The following is a 19868-nucleotide window of genomic DNA, read 5'->3' as shown; positions in this document are numbered from 1 at the left end:
GTGGATGGAGATGATTCATGTCCGACTGGTGAGCCCAGTTGATCTCACCCCTCGGGCGGTCGGCCTGCTCACCGGTGACCGCTATGTCTTCAACCTGGTTGTCCTTCCCGGACTGGCGCAGAACCCCGACGGCGACGCGATCGAGTGCGACGTCCTGTCGGGTGCGGCCAACACCGTGCTGCGCGGATTGCGCGAGCTGGAACTCGACCGCCGCGGATCCATCGTCATCGAGCCGGTCGAGATGGCCTTCTCCGGCACCGCGGCCGAGGCGGAGCAGCATCAGCTCGGGGCGCTCGCGCACGCGCCCGTCTGGGAGGAGGTCGAAGCGCGCATTCGCGCCGAGGGCACCTATCTGCCGAGCTTCTACGTCTACCTGGTCATCGCAGGCGTCATCGGGGCGGTGGGAATCATCACCAACTCCCAGATCCTGATCGTCGCGGCGATGGTCGTCGGACCGGAGTACGGCGCCATCACCAGCGTCGCGCTGGGCATCGACCGTGGCAACCGCATCAGGATCCGGCAGGGCATGTTCGCCCTGACCGCGGGATTCCTGCTGGCCATCGCGGTGACCTTCTTGTTCTCGTGGGCGATCCGGGGCCTCGGCCTTCAGCCCAAGGCATTCGGCCTGGGCATCAGGCCGGTCTCCACACTGATCGACGCCCCCAATTTCTTCTCCGTCGTCGTCGCTGTCCTGGCCGGCATCGTCGGAATCGTGTCGCTTACCCAGGCCCGGACGAGCGCGCTGCTCGGCGTCTTCATCTCGGTCACCACCATCCCCGCCGCCGCCGACATCGGCGTCTCCTGCGCGTTCTCCAGCTGGAGCGAGGCACGCGGATCCCTGGTCCAACTCCTGCTCAACATCGCGCTGCTGATCGTGGTGGGCGTGCTGATGCTCAGATTCCAACGGGCTGTCTGGCGGTACATCAGCCGGCGCAGCGGGCGCTCCGACGGCAGGTGAAGCCGCCGTGCGTCCGGGAGCGGCACATCGCCCATGCACCGACCGGCCGACCTCGCAGCCGGGCGGAGCGGCGGCTCCGCTGCCTGTGGCCCCAGGGCGAACGTGCCTGGCGATTCCGCCCGCAGGAATGTGTCGCGCTTGACCGGGCCGGTGCTGGGCCTCACGCTCCCGACGAGGAGGGCCAAGACCACAGCCCACCGCTACGCCCACGTCAGAGGATGTCGGCCGGGCGGACTGAGGAGGCCACGCGTGCAGGAGAGCCGCACCGGACGGCAACTGGCCCTGCGCCACGGCGCGCTCAGTGCGGTCGTCGTCGAGCTGGGCGCGCGGTCCGGTCGTACTCGGTCGGTGAACGCGCCGTGGTCGACGGATTCGCCGCACGGAACCGGATCACCGGCGGGCGCAGCCAGATACTGGTGCCCCCAACCGGATCCGGGACGGCCGGTACCGCTGGAATGGGCAGGGCCTGCAGCTGCCGCTCACCGAGCCGGTCGGCGGCAACGCCGTCCACGGACTGCTCCGGTGGACCTCGTGGCACGTCGTGGAGGCGAGCGACAGCCTGGCCGTCCTGGACGTTTCGCTGTGGCCGCAGCCGGGCTACCCGTTCCATCTCCACGTCCGCGCCGAGTACGCCTGGGCGAGGGCGGGCTCAAGGTCGCCGTTCACCACCCCGTTCGGCGACCTCGACCGGGACGCGGACGGGCGGGCCGTGGTTCGCCTAGCCCATCCGTCAAGTTCGTTCGGCACGGACGTGTGGCTCGGTGAGGGCGCCGACTAAGTTCGATCACGGATCCGATCGCGCCCTGTCGAACCGCGCCCTTTCGATGGGGAGCGGCTGCCCTTGAACATCTAGGTCTGCCGTTGTCCGCGGTCGTTGATGTCAGCGTTGGATGTCAGATGCGGCTACGCCGCCCGTCGTTCTCCGCTTTGTGAGGGCGGCCGTGGGTGGTAACGAATGTGCGCAGGTCGCTGCGGCTCTGGGCGCGGCGCTGGTCGGTGACACATCTCGACTGTCGTCACGTCTCAGCGTTCCTCAGCACGCACGCCCCGGATCCCTCTTAGGAGTCCGGGGGCGTGCGTCGTGGAGAGTTCGGGTCTGGCCACTACGGATGAAGTTCTGGATCCCTCGGCGACGGCGCCCGCGATCTCCGGCTCCTCGCCGAGCTTCTACTCACGGCTGTCATCCCTGCTCGATGTGTAGATGAATCGGACCTCGCAGGACCGGGCTGGGCCGGTACGGCGGTGGGTCGGCGACGAGCCGGGGATTGTCGAGGCGGTGTACCAGCTCGCTGAGTGCGATCTGGGTCTCGAGCCGGGCGAGCGGGCCGCCGAAGCACAGGTGGATGCCGCTGCCGAACCCCAGGTGCTGGTTGTCCTGCCGGTCGGGGTCGAAGCGGTCGGGATCGTGGAAGCGATCCGGATCGCGGCTGCCCGAGGCGAGCATGAGCATGATCTGCGAGCCCTTGGGGATGGTGGTGCCGGCGACGGTGATGTCGCTGTACGCCGCCCGCCAGGGAATGATGTGCACAGGGGGCTCGTAGCGCAGCAGTTCCTCGACCAGCCGCACGACCAGGTCCGGTTCGTCGCGCAGCCGCTGCAGCACCTGCGGGTGGCGTAGCAGCGTCAGCATGCCGTTGGTGATGAGGTTGACGGTGGTCTCGTGGCCGGCGATGAGCAGCAGATGGGCGGTGCTGACGATTTCCTCGTCGGTCATCCGTCCGTCGGGCCCGTCATCGGTGGCCAGGCGTGACAGCAGGTCGTCGCCGGGCCGGTCGTGGCGTGGTTCCAGCAGCCCGCCGAGGTATTGCTGCATGTCTTTGTTGGCCTGCAGGCCGTTGTCCAGTTTCTCCTTCGGGTCGGTTTTGGGGTTGTAGTCAAGCGAGTCGATGATGGCGTTCACCCACTGGTGGAACCGTGGTTCGTCCTCGCGTGGCACGCCGAGCAGGTGACAGATCACGGTGACGGGGAACGGGTAGGCGAAGTCGTCGACGATGTCGATCTGCTGCTTGCCCGCGAAGTCGTCGATCAGGCTGCTGACGGTGGCGGTCAAGTCGGGTCGCATGCGGTCCACGAGCCCCGGGGTGTGCGGGGGGCCAAAGTGGCGCATGGCCAGGCGCCGCATGCGGTCGTGCTCGGGCGGGTCAATGCTGATGAAGCTCGGCGTGGTGCGTCCCCCGGCGGCGGGCATCGCCCGCGACAGGTTGCGGACGTCGGAGCTCAGGTGCGGGTCGTGCAGTATGCCGGTGAGCTCGCGGTAGGTGCTGATGACGTAGCTGCCGTCCTCCTGCAGGGCCACCGGGGTTTTGCGCAGCTCGGCGTACAGCGGGTACGGGTCGGCCCGGGCGGAGTAGTCGAGGATCCGGTGCAGGATGTCGGCAGTCTCGGTCGTGGTCATCTCGCTTTACCTCCGACGGTTCTGGCGCACGGCTGTGACGCGCCGCTCGCTCGGGTCATGGCCGGTGACGACCACCGTGGCGCCCTGGGCGAGCAGGGTGGGGCCGGGGAAGTCGACGGGCACCGGTTTCGCGTCGGCGGGCTGGTCGGGCGTGGGGCAGGGCGGCGGGAAGGGTGCGGCCGTCTCGATCAGCTGTCGGTAGTGGTCCAGCCACTTCGCATTGTTGAAGCTGACTGCAGCGGTGACGCGGCCTTGGTAGCCGTATGCGGCGACGAAGCGGTGGTCGGACACTGATCCCTGGGTGACGACGACCTCGTCGGCGAAGGTCGGCACACCGACGGACTTGATGTTGACGCCGAACTGGATCGACCAGAACAGCGGGATGGACAGGTGGGGCCAGCGGTCCGCTTGGGCGTTGACCATGTTGTGGGCCGCGACCTCGGCCTGCTCCACGGCGTTGGCCCAGTGTTCCAGCGAGATGAGCCGGTACTCGTAGATCGGGTTCGGGCAGCGTGCCACGTCTCCGGCGACAAAGATGTCGTCGGTGACCAGGCCGTTGAGGTCGAGAGCGCGGCAGCCCGTGTCGCAGGCGATTCCCCATACGCCTGCCGCCAGTCCCGAGTCCCGTAGCCACTCGGTGTTGCGTATGCCCCCGAGTGCCACTACCGCCACGTCGGCGTCGATGGTGCTGCCGTCGGAGAAGTGGGCGCGGCGAAAACGCCCCTGCGCGTCCCCCTCCAGCTGGGTGACCTTGACGCCGCAGCGCAGGTCGACACCGTGGGCGCGCTGCATGTCCGCCGCGACCTCACCGATCATGGCGCCGAGTGCCCCGACGAGCGGGGCCGGCCCGAGCTCGGCGACGGTCACCGGGATGTTCCGCTCGCGACAGATGGAGGCGATCTCGGAGCCGGTGAATCCCGCGCCGATGACCAGTACGCGGGAGGGCCCGGCTGCGAGGGCTCGCTGCAGGCTCTCGGCGTGCTCGCGCGTGCGTACGACGAACACTCCGTCCAGGGCCGCCTCGGTCTCGACGAACCACGGCCGGGCCCGTACCCCGGTGGAGATCAGCACTCGGTCGAAGGGAATCGCGCGACCGTCGGCGAGGTGCACGTGGTTGGTCGCCAGGTCCAGTCCGCTGGCGGGCACGCCCAGCAGCCACTCAGCGTCGATGTCTCGACGTCGCGGCAGCGTGGTCCCCCCGGCCGGTACCCACCCGGTCAGCACCTGCTTGGACAGCGGGGGCCGGTCGTAAGGCTCCCCCAATTCGTCACCGATCATGGTCAACGACCCGGTGAACCCCTCATTGCGCAGAGCTTCCGCGGCCCGCAGTCCCGCCAGTGACGCCCCGACGATCACGATGCGGCCGTCGCGCTTGAACCCCTTCAGGGTGTCGGCGCTGGTCATGACTGCGACACCCCCGCCGGTGCGTGCCGCCCCTCCAGCTGGTCGACCAGAATCGCCTGAAGCGGGCAGGCTGCCGCGGCGCGCAGCACCTGCTCACGCTGGGCATCGTCGGGGTTCGGGTTGTACATCAGTGCTTCTTCGCCGTGCATCCGGAACGCGTCCGGGGCCAGGAAAGCGCACTGCGCATATCCCTGGCATCGGGAAAGATCTACGACAACTCGCATCTCGATCCTCCATTTCAGGGGCTTCAGAGCTGCGAGACCTTAGGCAGCGCCACTGCGGTGTGCATACCGCCAGGCGGCCTTCGGAACAAGGAATTTGGCCGCTTGCCCACCCCTTCGAATACGAGGGTGACGGCCCCGCTCGTCAAAGGTCTCCACAGGTAAAAGTGATCGTTGCAAATAATGCAACCGGCGTCTGGAACAGCGCCCGGAGAACTTGACCTAGCTGTCAACAGTCTATCCCGCGTGCGCAGACATCGCCCGCCCGGAGAGGGATATACGGGCGTCAGCCGATGCCCGAGGAGATGGCCATCTGCCTGTGTCCGCGGCTGTCACCCGTGCTCGACGCGGAGGTGCAGGGGACCCCGCAGGATCGGGCTGCGCCGATACGGCGGCGGGTCGGCAACCAGCCGGGGATCTTCGAGGCGCCGGAAGAACTCGCCGAGTGCGATCTGGATCTCCAGCCGGGCCAGCGGGCCGCCGAAGCACAGATGAATGCCGCCGCCGAAGCCCAGGTGCTGGTTGTCCTGCCTCTCGGGATCGAAACGGTCGGGATCACGGAAGCGGTCCGGATCGCGGCTGCCCGATGCAAGCACGAGCAGGACCTGCGAGCCCTTCGGGATGGTCGTGTTCGCAAGGGGAATGTCGCTGTAGGCCGTCCGCCAGGGGACGATATGCACGGCCGGCTCGTAGCGCAGCAACTCCTCGACCAGGCGCACGATCAGGCCCGGTTCGTCGCGCAGCCGCTGCAGCACATCCCGGTGGCGTAGCAGCGTCAGCACGCCGTTGGCGATCAGGTTGACGGTGGTCTCATGCCCGGCGACGAGCAGCAGGTTGGCCGTGCTCACGATCTGCTCGTCGGTCATGCGTCCGTCCGGGCCGTCGTCGCTGGCCAGGCGTGACAGCAGGTCATCGCCGGGCCGGCTGCGGCGGCTCTCCAGCAGTCCGCCGAGGTATTGGTGCAGGTCGAGAATGGCTTGCATGCCTTTCTGCAGCCTCTCCGGAGGATCCAGGCTCGGGTCGTAATCGATGACGTCAACTTGCGCCTCGACCCACTGGTGGAATCGCGGTTCGTCCTCGCGCGGCACCCCGAGCAGGTGGCAGATCACGGTGACCGGGAACGGGTAGGCGAAGTCGTCGACGACATCGATCTGAGCCTTGCCCGCGCAACGGTCGATCAGACCGCTGACGATGGCGGTCAGCTCGGGCCGCATGCCGTCCACCAGCCCCGGGGTGTGCGGGGGACCGAAATGCCGCATCGCCATGCGCCGCAGCCGGTCATGTTCGGGCGGATCGATGTTGATGAACTCCGGCGTTTCTTCGCTCCATGCGGCGGACGGCATCGGACGCGTTTGATTGCGTATGTCGGAGCTGAGGTGCGGATTGTGCAGCAACGCCGTGATCTCCCGGTAGGTGCTGATCACGTAGCTGCCATCCTCCTGCACGGCCACCGGAGTCCTGCGGAGCTCAGCAAAGAGCGGGTAAGGGTCGGCTCGGCTGGAGTAGTCAAGGATCTCGCGAAAAGTGTTGGGCGTCTGAGCCACGGTCATGACGGTTCTCCTCCTTCCGCGGTCACTCTGTTGAGCCGCAATTGCCACGCTCTATTGGCCCTCCGCTGTCAGCTTGGCCACCTCAAGGGTCTCGGGAGTTCCGCCCATCTCCTTGAGCTTTCCGGCCACGGCCTCGGTCTCGAAGTCCCAGGTGAGCACACCAACTGCTGCGTTACCTTCGGCGAGCTCACGGCCGATGCGCTTCACATCCTCGTCGGTCATCTTGAGGCCTTTGTGGAAGAACTCTCCGATGATCCCGCCTCCGGCCACGCCGCCGAGCGCGCCTCCGACCAATGAGAGGCCGCCTGTGGGTATCGCCGCGACCAGGCCCAGGACTACACCGACCCCCGTGCCTCTCTTCCCTGCCCGCCTCCCGAGCTTTTCCTCCTTGATCTTGCCGTCCTTGCCCTTGACAAGCAGGCCGATCGCGTCGACCTTCATGCACTCGCTGCCCTTCTCCCACTTTTTCAGCGCCTCAGCTGCATGGTCGGCGGCATCTTCGCTGGTGAAGAAAGCGAGGGCGAGTTGCTGCTTATCGCCCCCCACATCTTCTCTGAGTTTCCGTGGGGTCACAGCATCTTCTCTGCTGATGCCGTGACGTTCGAGGTACGCGAATACCTTCTCGGCGCCGTCGGACTTCCCGTCCAACTCGGACTGAAGCCAGGCCCGCATGGCATTCTCATGCTCAAGCAAGTCCTCTCCGAGCGCCTTCAGTTCAAGGGTACGGGCGCCCTTGATCAGGTGCTTGTACAGCAGGTCGGCCTCCCCCGTCTCCTCGATCGCGAGCTTGGCCACGCCTTCGAACGAGCGATGGCGCCGCGCCACCGCCGCGCCCTCCCTACCCAGCTTCTCGGCCTTCTCCAGGGTGACGCTCATGCCGGCGTCGTGGCCGAAAGGATCGCAGTAGTGGACGTTGAACCATTCCATCGTGGCGCACGCCGTGAATTCCTCGGCATGTGCCGGATACATTTCGGCTAGTTCTTCAAAAAGGCCGACACCGAAGAGCTCACCCTCCCATGCGACCTTCACCAAGGCCTGTTCCGTCCGGCCACCGCCGAACCGCTGCTTCTCCACAAAAGTAATTACAGATTTCCCCTTTTTCTCGCAGGGGTTCTCGCCGAGTTTCAACCCAGCCTATGATCAAGGTTACTAACTGGTGTGAAGTAGCACAAATAGACTTCTAGCGCCAGTTGCACGGCCCTGTCCCGAAACTACGGCGAAGTGACAAGTAGCTCCCTGTGACTGCCGTGCGGCTGGTAGCGGTCACCGGGCTCAGCTTTCAGGCCGCCTCGGCCTCAGGGCCCGCATCGGCATCGAGCCGGGTGAAGTCGACGTCGAGATGAACTTCGTACGCCTCGGGCGCGTCGCTGAGCTCGTGGGTGGAGTACTCGCCGAATCGCATGATGTGTTCGGCGAGGTACGGGGAGATTTCTGCGAGGTCCTCCGGCTCGAGCTTCCAGCCCTCGGCTTGGAGCTCGCGGACGACGTCGATGATGGCCAGAGTGCTATGGAAGATCACCGTGTTCGTGAGCAGGGAGTTGAACTTCGTCGCCTTCTCCTGCTCGATGGGGTCGTTGTCGGCGATGACGCCGCGGTTACCGAAGTGCAGCCACTGTGAGAACCCGTTGTACGCCTCGTCCTTGTTGGTCGCCGCCACCCGCCGACGCATGGACGCGGCCGAGAGGTACGTCAGCTGGACGGTGCGGATCACGCGCCCGACCTCGCGGAACGCGGCGTAGTGGGGCGTTCTTGCGGGAGCCGGAGCGCAGGCGCAGGCGCAGCGTGGAGGAGATCGCGCCTGCGCGTACGGAGATCGTCACCCGCATCAGGTCGCGGAAGTGCGCCTCGATGAGGTCCCAGTTGATGACGTTCTTGCCCGCCTCGCCGAACAGGGCGTCGATGTGGCGGTACTGGACGCTGCGGGTGAGCCGGTAGAAGTTGAGGTCCTTCCAGTGACTGATCCTGGGCATCAGCTCGAAGCCCAGCAGGTGGGCGACGCTGAAGACCGGGAAGCTCTGGCCCTGGGTGTCGGCGTGGATCGTGGTGGGCTTGACCTCGGAGACGTTCTTCAGCAAGCCCTCGATGATGTAGACGTCCTCCCGGACCCCACACGGAATGAAGTGCGTGAACAGCGCGATGCAGGTGTCGGCGATGTGGTGGTAGGCGATGCCGCCGGACTTCCCCAGCCGAACCGCGGTCTCGGGGAGCAGGTTGTTGAGGTACGTGTCCATGAGGGTGCCGTCCTCCCCGGGCAGGCTGGTGTGCTGGTGTTCTGCGGCCTGGACTGCGGTCTCGGCGAGCTGATCGGCGCGGACAACCTTGCGGTTTCAGAGTCAGGTCTCCAGGCGCTTGGTGCCGAGCCGGCGGGTGGCTGCAGCGGCCTGGTAGCCGGTCAGCAGGATAAGCGGGCCGGTGTTGGTGCGGTCCAAGGCCCGTTACAGGCCCGGGAAGATGCCGGACAGCTGTGCCCGGATCCGGTTGACGGTGCGGGTGCGGCCGGCGACCAGGGCCATGCGTCGACCGGTGAGGATCTTGAGGTCGATGACAGTTTCGTCGCCGGTGCGTAAGGGGCGCAGGTCACGGCGGATGCGGACCTGGTCGGCGATGACGGCGGCGTCCTTGGCGTCGGTTTCGCCTTCGCCGCGGTGGCTCACGGAGGCGCGGTGGATGGCCCGGCCGGAGATGTAGTTCGCCGGTTGGTCGTGGTTGAGGAGAGCCAAGTGTCCGGTGCGGGGCGGGAGGGCGCCGACTTCCCCCACTGCCGTCTCCGAGGTCAGCAACGGCGGGACATGATCGGGACCGATGCTGACTACTTGCTGACCTGGACCCCAACAGCACGACGCTGACCTGCGAAAATGCCCAGATGCTAGGTGTTGGACTTGAACATGGTGCGAAGCATTTTGAACTCCTAGAAGACGGCTCCCTGCCAGCTTTCCGCAGGTCAAGGGCGTTCTTCACTGTACATCGGCACGCGTCAGATCGAAGTTTATTAGGAACATCGACCCCCTCTGGCGAGAGGGCTCCCTGCCTGCACTTCCATGCGAACCAGGCTGTCGTGACGCCGCCGACCAGGCGTACAATCGGTCAGCCACTCTGGAACGCTTGAGGACTGATGCTGATCAGATGCTGACTTACCTGATGGCACATCAGAGACATGGGGGCACAGGACGAACCGCTCCCCCGGGGGCTGCCTCAGACTTCCCACCGTGATCAATTGGCCGGTCGCCGCGAGGCGGGTTGCACCCTCCGCATCGGGCCAGTTGCCGTGCTGCCAGCACTCACTCCCGCCTGACCGAATTGCCCAGGCTCGTAGACCACCTCGCTCACCCCTTCCCTCCGGTGACTCTTTCACCCACACCTGAGAAACCGCCGGCCAAAGCTTTTTGCGGCAGGCTCATGGATCACGCGCATCCACATGACATCAAGATCAAGACGCGGGTCCAGAGATCGAATCGGCTTGTGCCAGACCGCCGGAAGCGGAACAGGAAGAGCAACGTCCAGCCGCCCCCTTCGAGATCGGCGGCGCCTGGTTGGTGTGGCCGGGCATCCGCGAGCACAAGGCTGGGCCAAAATCGGCGCTGGCGCCGTCGCGCTGGGCCTGTACGGGTATGCACCGGGGGAACTGACCGGGAAACCGCCGGAAACGCTGTCGGCTCTCCCGGTCAGGACCGGACCGCCGCAATGGCAGCCGTCCGGCCACCATGCGGCCGAGCGGGGCATCCGGGGCCAGGAGATGGTTCTGGCCGACCACGTCGGCGAGGGTACGCGGGCGCAGCCGATCGGCCGGCGGGCGCGGCGGCTCGTCGCCGAACAAGGGCAGCGCGGGTTCGGTGTGGGTCATCGGATGCCCTGGCTCAGCGACGCGTCCTTGGGCGGTGGGCCGTGGACGAGGTCGTAGGAGTGGCTGACCAGGTACTCGATCAGGTCGGCGGTGATGTCGGGGCCCGCGCCGACCGAGATCCAGTGCGCCTTGCTGAGATAGCGGCCCGGCACGATGCTCTCGTAGCGCATGCGTAGCGAACTGCCCTGCTCCGGCTCGCACTTGACGGTGATGATCTGGTCGGCAGGCTCGTCGGGGGCATCGGTGACGATCAGGAACACTTTGCCCGCCGTCTTGTAGACGTCGAGCTTCGGGGTGAAGGGGCGGTCGTGGCTGACGTCCGGGAGGCCGGTGGCCGTGCGGCGCGCGGTCCGCTGGATCCGGGCACCGGTGAGGGTCACCGCGCCCCCGCGCGGATGCCGAAGGTCTTCGGGTTCACGGGCTGCTTGGCCTTGGGGAGTCGGGCGACGACCAGCCGGTAGGAGTCGGTGACCAGGTCCTCGACCAGGTGCGGGTCGATCGAAGCACCGGGGGCGAGGGTGATCCCGTGCTTCTTGTTCATGTGGTAGCCGGTAGTGATGTCCGCGTGCGTCGCCCGCAGCGCTTCGGCCTCCCCCGGGCTGGACTTGAGGATGACGACCGGTCGGCCGGGCACCTCCGTCATGAGCATGAACACCTTGCCGTGGACCTTGAAGACCTCCCATTCAGGCCCGAACCGGTACTCCAGTGTGGCCATCGGCAGGCTCTCACCTCGCTCCTGGGCCGTCTCCTGCAGGGTCTGTCCATCCATCAGGGCAACCTCCCTTTCGTGTCCGGTGGTTGAGCATCGTTTCAGTCGAGTACGACGACGTGCTTGCCCGGGAACGCGCCGGACTCCAAGTCGGCCTGCGCCTCGCGGACGGATTCCAGGCCGTGATAGACCTTCGCGACGCGAACGTTCAGGCGTCCGTCGGCGACGGCGCGCAGCTGGTGGTCGAGGACGTCGGCAGGCAGGTCAGTGGCCGCGCCGCCGTACGCGGTCAGCCGTACCCCGTTCGGGATGAAGCCGAGGGGGCTGAAGTCCGGGATGGTCCACTCGTCCGCCAGCGCGCCGGTGAAGCAGACCGTGCCGTGGAGGCGGACCGCGCGCAGGGTGTCGTGCAGACGCCCGCAGCCGACCAGTTCCAAGGCCGCATCAACCCCGTCCGGGCAGATCTCCCGTACGGCATCGGCGATCTCACCGTCGTCGAAGACGGGGTGATCGACGCCGAGGTCGCGCAGCATGTCCGCGCGGTCGGGGCGGCGGGTGGTGGCCAGCACGGTGGCGCCCAGGTCCTTGGCCATGGCGGCGGCGGTCAGACCGACCGTGGACGTGCCGCCGCGGATCAGCAGAGTCTGTCCGGCACGCAGGTCCAGGCCGGTGGCCAGGGAGCCGTAGGCGGTCTGGACCATCTCCGGGAGCGCGCCGAGCGTCGCCCACGGCAGGTCCGAGGTGAAGGGGATGACCTGTCCGGCTGGGACCAGCACGTACCGGGCGTACGCCCCGTCGTAGGAGCGCCCCATCCCGCCCATCATGGTGGCTACCTGCTGGCCGGGGGTGAGGCCGCTGCCGGCGGGGGCCTCGTCGACCACCCCGGCGCACTCGATGCCGGGCACCCGCGGCAGCGTCACGTCGCGGCTGGACAGGCCCCGGCGGGTGGTCACCTCGGACTCGTTGATCCCGAACGCCTTGACCTTGATGCGGACCCATCCGGGGCGTACCGGGGGCACGGGCAGGTCCGTGGCGACGAGTTTGTCAATGCCACCCGGTTCAAAGACGACGATGGCGCGCATCGTGCGGGGCCCGGTCTCCTCGACACGGTTGGCCGGTTCGTTCATGGTGATTCCTCGGTTCGGCAATGCGGCGCTCGTTGGTCGATCGGTGACGCCGCCGTGCGCGTGGACCTTGGTCGGGCGGAGCCGGACGACCAGTTCGCCCGGAACGCCGTTGCGGGGGCCGAACTCTTCGGCCTGCTCCGTCCGCGCCGCCCCCTGCGGCAATTCGCGCTGCTCGCGGTCCCCTCACAAGCCCTTGAGGACGTATGCACCGTGACCGGCGCGTCACCGCCCCCGTGACGTCGCCGGCGCTGGATCTCGACGGGCTCAAGACCCCGGTCGAGGACGTCCGGCGGGGAACTGGGCGGGTGCGGTTATGCGCCTGGGTGCATGGCGTCGCGGACCAGGGCGGTGTCGACGAACTGCTCGAAGCGGACGATCTTTCCGCCGCGTACGACGAAGTGGTGGGCGACGCGCACGTTGAGCGGTTTGTTGGTGGCCTTGTTGGTGGCGGTGTAGCGGGCGAGGACGACGACGTTCTGGCCGTCGACGACGTAGGTGTCGTCGTGGGCGGCCCAGTCGTCCCAGGACTCGCCGAGCTGTTCCATGACGGCGGAGGTGACGCCGGTGGGGGTGCGGTAGGTGCCGGCCAGGGGGAAGCCGGCCATCTCGGTCCACTCCACGTCGTCGGCCAGGGTGGCCCGCAGGGCTTCGAGGTCGCCGTTGGCGGAGGCGACGTACTGGCGGCGCACCACGTCGGCGGGGGCGGCGGAGGCGTGGAAGTCGGTGGTCTCCATGGGTTACGGCCTTTCTCAGATGGGGTCGGGGGTGCTGGTGGGGCACAGGCGGTAGGTGGGTACGCGCCTGGCTCCTGCGTAGCGTTGAAGCAACTGGTGGATGCCCGCGCCGACGGCCGGCGCGATCAGGTACGCGGCGAGGTAGCCGTAGGTCCCCAGGAGCGCGGGGCCGAACTGGCGGGCGCGGGGCCGGCGGCCTGGGTGTCGCGGGCGGTGGTGCTCATGGGTTCTCGCTGGGCTCGGCGGGCACGGTCCGGCCTGCGTCCCGGCCGGACCGTGGTCGGGGTGGGTCAGCCCCAGGTCATTTCGCCCTTGGCGACCTTCGCGCCGAGCTGGGCCGCGATGAGCATGCCGGATCCGGGGTAGCGGGTGACCAGGGCGTTGGTCAGGGCCTCACCGTTGTCGGCCTTGTCCAGCTCGTCCTCGAAGGCGGTGAGGTAGTTCCGGGTGTAGGCGATCGGGCTCGCGTCGAGGGCGACGGCAGTGGGCAGCCGGTGGCCGGGGACTGCGAAGGCGGGGTCGAGGGCCGTCATCTCGTCCAGCAGCTCGATCCACACGGCGCGGTCCTGGGGCTTGCCGGTGTCGGCGACCCAGACGTGCTCGTTCTGGAAGAGCAGGACGCCGGCGACGATCGCCCGGTGTTCGGCCTGCCACAGGTAGTGGCGGTCGGGCAGTCCCGGGTGGCCGCCCTTGAGCTGGAAGACGTGGCCTTCGAAGGTGAGGTCGCCGGTCAGTTCGGCCATCTCGACCAGGCGGGTGGGGCGGTTGGCGCCCACCGGCTCCCAGGCCTTGAGCTTGCCCTCGTACGCGGCCTTGATGTGCTCGATCACCAGCGGTGTCGCCAGGATCTCGGCATCGGGGAAGGCGTCGGCGATGACCTCGGCGCCCCAGTAGTAGTCGGGGTCGGCGTGGCTGATGAAGACCTTGGTGAGGTTCTTGCCGGAGTCGAGGATCTCGGCGGCCAGCCGGTGTCCGTCGGCGCGGGTGAACCCGGTGTCGATGAGGAACGCGCCCTGCTCACCGGTGATGAGGGTTGCGGTCTTGTTCTTCGAGCCGACGGGGAAGTCCAGGTCGATGACCTTGAAGTCGAGAGTGCTCATCATCATGTCCTTTGCCGGAAGCAGAGTGAGGGGTGCTGAGGTGTGAGGCTGGGTTGCCCGCCGTGTGGGTTCAGGTTCGCGCCGCCCGGGTGCGGGCGGCACCGACCGTGCCGGTGTGTCGGCCGGGATTCAGCGGCCGGATGCGGCCGACCGGGTGCGGGCGGCGCCGAACTGCTCCAGGAGGGTGTCGATCTTGTCGGGGCCGGCGTGGCCGACGGCGAGGACCGCGGTGCGGTCGCCGTCCTGGACCAGGAGGGTCGGGTAGGCGTTCGCGCCCAGAGCTGCTGCCCGCCGGAAGTCGGCCTCGGCCGCGAGGGAGGTGGCCGGTGCGGCGAGCGCGGAGCCGACCTCCAGCGCATCAAGGCCGGCTGCCGCGGCGATCCGGGTGAAGGTCTCGGGGTCGGACAGGCTCAGGCCGTCCTGGTAGAACGCGGCCTGTACGGCCATGGCCAGCTCCACCGCCCGCTCCGGGGCCGCCTGCCGCAGCGCCGCCATGCCCCGGGCGGCGTCCTGGGAGTCCATGACGAACGAGCCGTCGGCGATCAGCCGCTCGTACCCGGCCCCGAACCCGACACCGGTCAGCTCGCTGATCTTGGCGTTCGCACCCTGGACGTAGCCGAACTCGCGGATCGGCACGGCCCGCCGCCCGGTGAACAAGCCGCCCGACACGACCTCGACGGGCAGTTCGGGGTGGCGCAGGGTGACCTCGGCCAGGGTGGGGGCAAAACCGTAGGACCAGCCGCAGTAGGCGTCGAAGACGTAGCCGAGTTTCATGGGGAGGCCTTTGCAGAGGGAGTCGCTCCGCACCGAAGCGATGTACCTGCCTGAACAGTATCTGCCATGTCAGGTATTCCCGCATGGTGAAAGGCCTCCATCGTCGGGGCTTCCGCCCCCCTACCGCAGGCGGGGCAGGGCGTCCCGCGCCGAGTGGGACAGGATCCGCAAGCACTCCATGAACTGCTCCCTCGCCTCCTCGGGCAGCGGCGCCAGGAAATGGCGGCGGATGTTCTCCACGTGCACCCGGCTGGCCCGCACGACGATGTCCTCACCCCGCCCGGTGAGCCGTACCAGCTTGCCCCTGCGGTCCGCTGGGTCGTCGGCGCGCACCACCAGGCCGGCCGCCTCCATCCGGTCCACCAGGCGGGTCATCCCGCCCGTGGTCAGGACCCGCTCCTGCGCGATGGCCCGCATCGACATGCCCGCGCCGCCCGCCCGGCCCACGATCAGCAGCACCTCGTACATCAGGTGACTGATCCCGAACTCCTCCTCGATCGCACCACCGAGCAGGTACTCCAGCCGCCCCGCGGCCCCCTGCAGCCGCCCGAACGCGAGCACCAGCTCGTCGTTCGCCGCCTCCTGCGCCGAACCGATCCCCGCACCTTCGCCCACCCGCCACACCCTTCGCTCGCCAGCTCCGCTCTCGGTACGATCATCGCCCCTCCCTGCCGCCCGGCACGCGGCAACGCCCTCCCAGGTGGGCGCCGGGGAGGGCTACTGCCGGGCGGGTCCGGCGGGTGACACGGACGGTAGCCAGGACCCACGCGCGACATCCATGTCATGAACGGCCCAGGAGCGGTCTCTCACCGAAACCTGGCACTACGCAGAACTCCGCCAAAGCGTCCGGCCGGAACTCGGATGACTGCTCGGGCGAGCAGGGGTAACGGTGCGCCCCCCGGGGGGGCATCCATGAGCCTGGTCAGAGGGTGACCGCCACCTCCAGCGGGTCCCATATACAGGACTTCGCCTTGTGGTTCCGGGCGACCGGGGCCGCCGACGTCGAGCCCGTCACCGCGACGACTGCTCGGCGCGCGCGGAACCCGCTCCGGGCCGGCAACCGACGCACGGCGAGGCGGCTGGTTGGCATCGAGCAATGCGTCACTTATGCGAGCGGCACCTTGGAAGGCTTGGAGCCGTCCGGGACCCGGTTGGCGATCGACTTCGCGTGGACCTCATGGAAGGTGATGCCGAGGAACTCCGGGGTGTCGAAGGTCCGGGTATGCACTGTGTCGGGGGGCGAAGAGTGCGGCGGGCCCGGCGGCGTCGGTGAGGTTGTTCCAGCGCACGAAGTCTGCTCAGCGGGCTTGGGGTTCGGGTTCCGGGGCGAGATGGCCGGGCCGGGGTGCACGGATGGCTGGCGCGGTTTCCGGGAGGCGGCGCAGGACGGGCAGGACGGCCAGGGCAGTGGCGGCGACCAGGGCGCCGGGGATCAGGGCCCAGCCGGTGGAGTTGACCAGGGCCTGGGAGGCGTAAGGGGTGAGTCCGCCGAAGAGGGCGGTGGCTGCGGTGGCGCCGAGCGCGAGGCCGCTGAGGCGCTGGGAGACGGGGAACTGTTCGGCGATCGCGGAGGCCGCGACCGCGCTGATGCCGCCTGCCACGCAGGCCAGGACGACCGCGCCGGTCAGTGCGGCGGCGAAGCTGCCCTGGGTCATGAGGCCGAACATGGCCGGCGGCAGGATCACCGCCAGGGCACCGAAGAGCGTGAGTGCGGGGCGGCGGCCGACCCGGTCGGACAGGACACCCGCGAACGGCGTGACGACGATGACGACGAGGGCCGCGATGGTCGACAGCCACAGGGCGTCGGACTCCCTGAAGCCGCTGACCGCGCCGAGGTAGGTGGGGACGTAGCTGATGCCGACGTAGTACGTCACCGAGCCGAGCGCCGAGATCGCGAACGTCCGGTAGAGCGCGGGGCGCTGGGTGCGCAGAGTGGTCATCAGTGGGCCCGCGCCCTTGGTGTCGGGCGGGGGCTGCTGCTCGAAGGCGGGGGATTCGCGCATGGTGGAGCGGGCGATCAGCACCGTGGTGGCGAGCAGCGCGCCGAACAGGAAGGGGATGCGCCACCCCCACGCGTCCAGGGCGGGACCGGGGGCGAGGGTGACGGTGAGGGCAGTGACCCCGGCGGCGAGCAGCGCACCGATCTCGCTGGCGGCGGAGGCCAGCGAGGCGACCAGGCCGCGCCGGTGGGGTGCGGCGCCTTCGACCAGGTAGGCGGTGACGCCGGTGTACTCGCCACCGACGGCGAAGCCCATGACACAGCGCAGCAGCAACAGCAGAACCCCGGCGGCGGAGCCGATCTCGTCGCGGGTCGGGAGCAGGGCGGTGGCCAGCATCGCGGAGGTCATCACCGCCATCGAGCCGAGCAGCACCTTGCGGCGCCCGAGCCGGTCCCCGATGTGGCCGAAGGCCATCGCGCCGAGCGGGCGCATCAGGTAGGCGACGGCGAAGACCGCCAGGGTGATCAGGAGCGAGGTGGAGCCGGTGCCGAAGAACACCCGGGACAGCACGGTGGTCATGTACAGGTACAGCGTGAAGTCGTACCACTCCACGACGGTGGACAGGGCCGCCACCAGAATGGAGGACCGGGGCAGGACGGCTATCGCCTGAGCGGGCGGTGGGGGTGCGAGGGATTCCATGATGTGCCTTGCGGGAGGGCGGCAGCGCGGACCTGGACGGTTGCGTGGGAGGAGGAGGCGACTGTCTGCCTCACGGCGCCGGTACGGCGCCGATCTGCTGCATCACCCCGAGGAGATCGGGCTGGCCCCGTTCGCCGACGATCCGGCCGTCGGCCAGGTAGTAGAAGTTCATGGCCTGCACCGAGATCTTGTTGCCGGTCGCCGGGATCCCGAAGAATTCACCGTCGTGGGTTCCCCGCATGGTGAACCGCGCGGCGACCGTGTCGCCTTCGGTGACCGTCTCCTCCAGCGTCCACTGGACGTCCGGGAAGGCGCTGCGCATCATCCCGAGGACTTCCATGTACCCATCGGGCCCCCGCAGCGGTTCCGGGTGGCTGGGTGCGTGGAACACCGCGTCCGGAGAAATGACCTCGTGAGCGAGACCCTCGTCGCCCGTGTTGATGAACTCGACGAAGCGGTTCATCACTGACTCGCTGGACTGCGCCGGCATCTTGCTGTGCCTCTCCAAAGACGATGGGTGGGTGCCTGGGAGCTTAACATCGAATCGATGTTTACATCGATTCGATGTAGACGTGCGAGGATGGACCCATGCTCGAACTCGCGATACTCGGTTTCCTGGCCGAGGGACCCCTGCCTGGACACGAGCTGCGCCGCCGCGTCTCACAGCTGACCGGCTATACGCGGCCGGTCAGTGACGGCAGCCTGTATCCGGCGATCAATCGCCTGACCAAGGCGGGCTTGATCGAGCGGCGCGCCGACCCGGCCGCGGGGGCGGCCCGGTACGTGCTCAGCCTGACCGCGGCCGGACGGGCCGAAATGCTTCAGCGCTTGCGCAAGCCCGCCGACCACGAGATCACCGACTTCTCCCGGTTCTACATCGTCCTGGCATTCCTCTCCCAGCTGCCCGACGTAGCCGAACAGCACGCGGTGCTGCGCAGACGGCTGGAGTTCCTGGAAGAACCGGCGAGCTTCTTCTACGACAACGAGCGGCCCCTGCGTGCCGAGGAGGTCGCCGACCCCTACCGGCGGGGCATGCTGCTCACCGCCCGCGCCACCAGCCGCGCGGAGCGGACCTGGCTGCGCGAGGCCCTCGGGGACGAAGCCCCCGTATTCGACACCGGACGCGCCGACAGCGATCCGCACGCACCCGCCGCTCCCGCGAGCTGACTGTCCACGGAGGTACCCCCATGCTTGCTTCCTGGTACGACGACCAGGGCCCCGCCGCCGATGTCCTGCACGTCGGTGAACTACCTGATCCCGCCCCCGGCCCCGGCGAGGTCCGCGTCCGTGTCACCGTCTCGGGCGTCAACCCCGGCGACACCAAGAAGCGGCGCGGCTGGCTCGGCTCGTCCATGCCCTACCCACGGGTGATCCCACACAGCGACGCCGCCGGAGTCATCGACGCCGTGGGCGCCCAAGCCGACGCCCACCGCGTCGGACAGCGGGTCTGGGTATACGGCGCCCAGTCCTACCGCCCCTTCGGTACAGCTGCTCAGTACACCGTCGTACCCGACCACCAAGCCGTACCTCTGCCAGACCATCTGAGTGATGAGTTGGGGGCGAGCCTCGGCATCCCCGGCATCACCGCCCACCGCACCGTCTTCGCCGACGGCCCCGTCGACGGCCGACTGGTCCTGGTCCACGGAGTCCTCGGCGGCGTCGGTTCCCTGGCCACCCAGCTCGCCCACTGGGCCGGCGCGACTGTGATCGCAACCGTCCGCCGCACCGCGGACCTCGACCACATCGACCCGGCCATCGTCTCCCACGCCGTCGCCCTGGATACCGGCGACCCCGCCGCGGCCATCCGCTCGTACGCGCCACGGGGCGTCGACCGGATCATCGAGGTCGCGCTGTCCGACAACGCCGACCTCGACAACGCCGTCGCCGCCAACAACGCCGTCATCGCCGCCTACGCCACCCGCACGGACCGCACCGAGATCCCCTTCTGGCCGCTGCTGTTCAACAACGTCACCCTGCGACTGCTCGGCAGCGACGACTTCCCCGCCGAGGCCAAGCGCCAGGCCGCCCGCGACCTCACCTCCGCCGCCGCCGTCGGCGCCCTCACCATCGCCGTCGGCGACCGCTACCCGCTGGACGACATCGCCAAGGCCCACGACCACGTCGACGCCGGCGGTGGCCACGGCCGCATCCTGCTCACCATCCCCCAATAGCGCAGACGGAGTGCTGGCCGGCCACCGAGGGAGGGGCGTCGCGCTGGCGATGAAGCTTCTGGCGATCAGCTTCGCGCGTTCGCACGGCGTGCACTGGATGCGGGCCTTCCACCACCCGGGCAACGCTGCGGCCATCGGCATGAACCGGCGGCTGGGCTTCGTCGAGGCCGACGTGCCCGTCCGGGACGACGGATCGGGTCGGGCCGCGCTTCCCGGCCGGGCAGCGGGACGACCTTGCGCGTGAC

Annotated in this window: 20 protein-coding genes and 3 pseudogenes; 5 read left to right on the top strand and 18 right to left on the bottom strand. The window is 68.4% G+C overall.

Translation table 11 applies throughout. The annotated features are described in order from the left end of the window. The first annotated feature begins 4 nt into the window (after window positions 1-4). Window positions 5-958: a DUF389 domain-containing protein gene (locus AB0M76_RS06935; protein ID WP_365951887.1), complete on the top strand. Its 954-nt coding sequence runs from the start codon at window positions 5-7 to the stop codon at window positions 956-958. A gap of 370 nt (window positions 959-1328) precedes the next feature. Beyond that, window positions 1329-1736 carry a hypothetical protein gene (locus tag AB0M76_RS06930; RefSeq protein ID WP_365951937.1) on the top strand — a complete coding sequence of 136 codons (408 nt, stop codon included), beginning with the start codon at window positions 1329-1331 and terminating at the stop codon, window positions 1734-1736. Between the two features lie 402 nt (window positions 1737-2138). Here the strand turns inward: AB0M76_RS06930 and AB0M76_RS06925 are convergent, their stop codons facing one another. The 18 genes and pseudogenes from AB0M76_RS06925 to AB0M76_RS06840 form a co-directional block, all read right to left on the bottom strand. Beyond that, window positions 2139-3353: a cytochrome P450 gene (locus AB0M76_RS06925; protein ID WP_365951886.1), complete on the bottom strand. Its 1215-nt coding sequence runs from the start codon at window positions 3351-3353 to the stop codon at window positions 2139-2141. A gap of 6 nt (window positions 3354-3359) precedes the next feature. Continuing rightward, the gene (locus AB0M76_RS06920; protein WP_365951884.1) at window positions 3360-4757 is read right to left on the bottom strand and encodes an FAD/NAD(P)-binding oxidoreductase; all 1398 of its coding nucleotides are present in this window, start codon (window positions 4755-4757) and stop codon (window positions 3360-3362) included. Further along, window positions 4754-4981 (bottom strand): ferredoxin, encoded by a 228-nt coding sequence (locus AB0M76_RS06915; RefSeq protein WP_365951883.1) that lies wholly within the window; start codon window positions 4979-4981, stop codon window positions 4754-4756. Before AB0M76_RS06915 ends, AB0M76_RS06920 begins: the two co-directional genes overlap by 4 nt. 329 nt (window positions 4982-5310) lie before the next feature. Further along, complete coding sequence (locus tag AB0M76_RS06910; protein ID WP_365951882.1) at window positions 5311-6528, bottom strand: cytochrome P450; 1218 nt, start codon at window positions 6526-6528, stop codon at window positions 5311-5313. Between the two features lie 51 nt (window positions 6529-6579). Further along, on the bottom strand, window positions 6580-7656 hold the full coding sequence (locus tag AB0M76_RS06905; protein WP_365951881.1) for a hypothetical protein: 1077 nt from the start codon (window positions 7654-7656) through the stop codon (window positions 6580-6582). Window positions 7657-7807: 151 nt separating this feature from the next. Further along, entirely contained in the window at window positions 7808-8239 is a 432-nt protein-coding gene (locus AB0M76_RS06900) for a Tn3 family transposase (protein ID WP_365951880.1), read from the bottom strand. Then, window positions 8124-9242: pseudogene (locus tag AB0M76_RS06895) on the bottom strand (Tn3 family transposase); the annotation flags it as partial. The gene AB0M76_RS06900 and the pseudogene AB0M76_RS06895, both read right to left, overlap by 116 nt. A 980-nt stretch (window positions 9243-10222) precedes the next feature. Then, a pseudogene (locus AB0M76_RS06890) lies at window positions 10223-10369 on the bottom strand (replication-associated recombination protein A); the annotation flags it as partial. Further along, window positions 10366-10749, bottom strand: a complete 384-nt coding sequence (locus tag AB0M76_RS06885; RefSeq protein ID WP_327256346.1) for an MmcQ/YjbR family DNA-binding protein — start codon at window positions 10747-10749, stop codon at window positions 10366-10368. The gene AB0M76_RS06885 and the pseudogene AB0M76_RS06890, both read right to left, overlap by 4 nt. Beyond that, a complete protein-coding gene (locus AB0M76_RS06880) occupies window positions 10746-11138 on the bottom strand; it encodes an MmcQ/YjbR family DNA-binding protein (RefSeq protein ID WP_365951879.1) in 393 nt (130 codons plus the stop codon). The genes AB0M76_RS06885 and AB0M76_RS06880 overlap by 4 nt, the downstream gene beginning before the upstream one ends. 41 nt (window positions 11139-11179) lie before the next feature. After that, window positions 11180-12160, bottom strand: coding sequence for a zinc-binding dehydrogenase (locus AB0M76_RS06875; protein ID WP_112453226.1), 981 nt, complete (start codon window positions 12158-12160; stop codon window positions 11180-11182). A 356-nt stretch (window positions 12161-12516) separates the two neighbouring features. Beyond that, window positions 12517-12939: a nuclear transport factor 2 family protein gene (locus AB0M76_RS06870; RefSeq protein WP_112447181.1), complete on the bottom strand. Its 423-nt coding sequence runs from the start codon at window positions 12937-12939 to the stop codon at window positions 12517-12519. Window positions 12940-13229: 290 nt separating this feature from the next. Further along, the gene (locus AB0M76_RS06865; protein WP_365951878.1) at window positions 13230-14039 is read right to left on the bottom strand and encodes an MBL fold metallo-hydrolase; all 810 of its coding nucleotides are present in this window, start codon (window positions 14037-14039) and stop codon (window positions 13230-13232) included. Between the two features lie 129 nt (window positions 14040-14168). Beyond that, window positions 14169-14813, bottom strand: coding sequence for a DsbA family protein (locus AB0M76_RS06860; protein ID WP_365951877.1), 645 nt, complete (start codon window positions 14811-14813; stop codon window positions 14169-14171). A 120-nt stretch (window positions 14814-14933) separates the two neighbouring features. Further along, window positions 14934-15428, bottom strand: coding sequence for a MarR family transcriptional regulator (locus AB0M76_RS06855; protein WP_365951876.1), 495 nt, complete (start codon window positions 15426-15428; stop codon window positions 14934-14936). 514 nt (window positions 15429-15942) lie between these two features. Continuing rightward, window positions 15943-16102, bottom strand: a pseudogene (locus tag AB0M76_RS06850) (radical SAM protein); the annotation flags it as partial. A 9-nt stretch (window positions 16103-16111) separates the two neighbouring features. Beyond that, window positions 16112-17452, bottom strand: a complete 1341-nt coding sequence (locus AB0M76_RS06845) for an MFS transporter (protein ID WP_365951875.1) — start codon at window positions 17450-17452, stop codon at window positions 16112-16114. A gap of 70 nt (window positions 17453-17522) precedes the next feature. Next, a complete protein-coding gene (locus AB0M76_RS06840) occupies window positions 17523-17915 on the bottom strand; it encodes an ester cyclase (RefSeq protein ID WP_365951874.1) in 393 nt (130 codons plus the stop codon). A 125-nt stretch (window positions 17916-18040) separates the two neighbouring features. Here AB0M76_RS06840 and AB0M76_RS06835 point away from each other — a divergent pair, with 125 nt between their 5' ends. Genes AB0M76_RS06835 through AB0M76_RS06825 form a run of 3 tightly spaced genes read left to right on the top strand, consistent with a single transcriptional unit; the run spans window position 18041 to window position 19867 of the window. Continuing rightward, window positions 18041-18619: a PadR family transcriptional regulator gene (locus AB0M76_RS06835; RefSeq protein WP_365951873.1), complete on the top strand. Its 579-nt coding sequence runs from the start codon at window positions 18041-18043 to the stop codon at window positions 18617-18619. Window positions 18620-18639: 20 nt separating this feature from the next. Next, window positions 18640-19623, top strand: coding sequence for an NADPH:quinone reductase (locus AB0M76_RS06830; RefSeq protein ID WP_365951872.1), 984 nt, complete (start codon window positions 18640-18642; stop codon window positions 19621-19623). Between the two features lie 49 nt (window positions 19624-19672). Then, a complete protein-coding gene (locus AB0M76_RS06825; protein WP_365951871.1) occupies window positions 19673-19867 on the top strand; it encodes a hypothetical protein in 195 nt (64 codons plus the stop codon). Window position 19868: the final 1 nt, after the last annotated feature.

Source organism: Streptomyces sp. NPDC051364, assembly GCF_040682115.1.
Lineage (GTDB): Bacteria > Actinomycetota > Actinomycetes > Streptomycetales > Streptomycetaceae > Streptomyces.
Note: the sequence above shows the minus strand (reverse complement) of the source record. Positions and strands in the feature narration are given on the sequence as shown.